The organism is Pseudomonas sp. YNh (assembly GCF_037993085.1).
Taxonomy (GTDB): domain Bacteria; phylum Pseudomonadota; class Gammaproteobacteria; order Pseudomonadales; family Pseudomonadaceae; genus Aquipseudomonas; species Aquipseudomonas putida.
On the sequence record NZ_JBBMRJ010000071.1, the window covers coordinates 1 to 2,190 of the forward strand.

Annotated in this window: 2 protein-coding genes; both read right to left on the reverse strand. The window is 64.2% G+C overall.

Annotation, left to right across the window (positions count from 1 at the left end; all coding sequences use genetic code 11):
- Nucleotides 1-1,485 (reverse strand): type VI secretion system Vgr family protein (locus WF331_RS29040; protein WP_340623561.1); only part of this gene is annotated, 1,485 nt, incomplete at its 3' end.
- A gap of 13 nt (nucleotides 1,486-1,498) precedes the next feature.
- A partial coding sequence (icmH, locus tag WF331_RS29045; protein WP_340623562.1) for a type IVB secretion system protein IcmH/DotU occupies nucleotides 1,499-2,190 on the reverse strand: 692 nt, incomplete at its 5' end.

The window sequence follows — 2,190 nt, forward strand, 5'->3', positions numbered from 1 at the left end:
CTGGCTCTTGATGGTCATCCGCGTCTTGTGCTTGGGCAGGTCATACGGCGGCAGCTGATTGCCACAGTAGGTGCGCCCGGTGATCATCGGCTGGTCCGGGTCGGCGTCGACGTACTGGATGATCACGTCCTGGCCTATGCGCGGAATGGCCATCGAACCCCAGCTGCCACCGGCCCAGCCTTGCGACACGCGTACCCAGCAGGAACTGAACTCGTTGTCCTGGCTTTCCCGGTCCCAGGGGAAGCTGACCTTCACCCGGCCCCATTGGTCGCAGTAGATTTCCTCGCCCTTGGGCCCCACCACCGTCGCCATCTGCGGGCCATCGATGCGCGGCTTGGGCAACGGCGCCGGGCGCCATTCGGTTCTGCCGGGCACCAGCACGGCTGCCTGCGTGTAGCGGGTGTCTTGCCGGGCACCCGCAGCCTCTTCCTGAAGGCTGGTGAACTGGGTGCCTTCATGGTGCACGCGGGTTGCACGCCAATGCATGTTCAGGTCGTTGCGCGGGTGCTCGATCAGGGTGAAGCTCAGCCCCGGCTGCAGGCGCACGTCGTCGCCGCCCACCTCGGCCATGCGGGCGTCATGGCGCCAGGCTGTGATGCGGGTGGCGGTGAAGGGCGCGCCGACCGCCCCGCGCTTGTAGCGGCCGGGGTAGTCGAAGCGCTCGTACGTGGTGGACTGGTGCTTCAGGTCGCTGCCGTCGGCACGTTGCTCCTGGCGGTAGGCCGGGTGGGTGAAGGTGTAGTCGCGCTGCACCTGGCGCGCGGTACGTACCTGCTCGCTGTAACGCAGGCGGCGCAGGCACGGCCTGGCCTGGTTGCCGCCGCTGTTGGCGTGGTACAGCACCTGGTTGGGGTCGGTGTCGTCGTCAAAGAAAACTTCGTCCTCGTCATCGCCCTTGATGGCGCCCTGGCTGATCTGCCCCAGCCCCAGCAGCCGGTCGGTGATCAGCAGCTTGTGCAGTTTTGGCGTGTGCTCGAAGCGGTAGACAAAACCCTCTTCGGCGGCCAGGCGGGCGATGAAGTCGAGGTCGGTTTCACCGGCCTGCACGCAGAACTCGCGCACCTCATGCTTGTCGATGCTTCTCAGCTCGTAGCCGGTGATGCCCTGGCGCTTGAGCATGATCTCGAGAATCTGTGGCACGGTTTTCTGCTGGAAAATGCGCCAGTTCGAGCGCAGCCCGGCGCGGGCCAGCACGGGTTCGACCAGGGCGCGGTAACGGGTGCGATGGAAGCCTGTTTCACCCTGGCTGAAGGTGCTGACCAGGCCGTGCACGTAACGCAGCGGGCGCTCGCCGCGCCAGATCGTGAACAGCACCGGCTTGTCGAGCAACTGGCCAAAGTCGACATCGTCTTCGAAACTGACCAGTTCCAGCTTCAGCTGGAACGGCGTGCTGATGGCTTCGTCCAGTTCGAACGACACCACTTCGAACTCACTCCGGCCAGCCAGCGGCTGGAAGGTAAAGCGCAAATCGGATTGGCTAGGCATATGGCGGCCCCTGCTACTGCTGCAGAATCGCGTTGAGCGATTCCAGGACTTCGGCGGTGAGCAGGTCGAGGCGGTAGCTGTAGTAGCTGTAAGCGCAGACCATGGCGACGGCGGAGATCACCAGCGGGCTCCACCAGGGCCACTCCCAGCGTCGCGGGCGGTGGGGGCAATGAACGACGTTGCTGTAGGGGTCGCACACCTCTTCCGGCGTGGGGCCACGCAGTTCGCGGATGACCGTGTGCATGCGCGAGATCAAGGCTTTGATGATGTCTTCGCACTTGGGGTCCAGGGCGTGCTTGCCCCTGAGGCCCAGGCAGAAGCAGTAGTACAGGAACTCCAGTACATCCTGGAATTCCCTGGGCGCCTGCATGACCCGCTCGAGCAGCACGAAGATCTTTTCGCCGCCCTGGGTTTCGTCGTGGAAGATGCTGAGCAGCGGCTGGTGGCTCCAGCACGAATTGCTGCCCCACGGGCGGCTCATCACGGCCTCGTCCAGGTACAGGCACAGGGCGTAGGAATAGACTTCCTGGTGCACGATGGGGTACCCGTGCTGCTGGATTTCTTGGCGAATGTTGCTGACCTGGTTTTGCACGGTCTTGTGCACGTAGGAGAGGTTGGGCAGGTCATCCAGGGTGCGCAGGCGAATGACCAGCCCGAACAGCGGGCTTGCCGCGTCGAGCATCAGGTTTGCGAAGCCGCCACGCA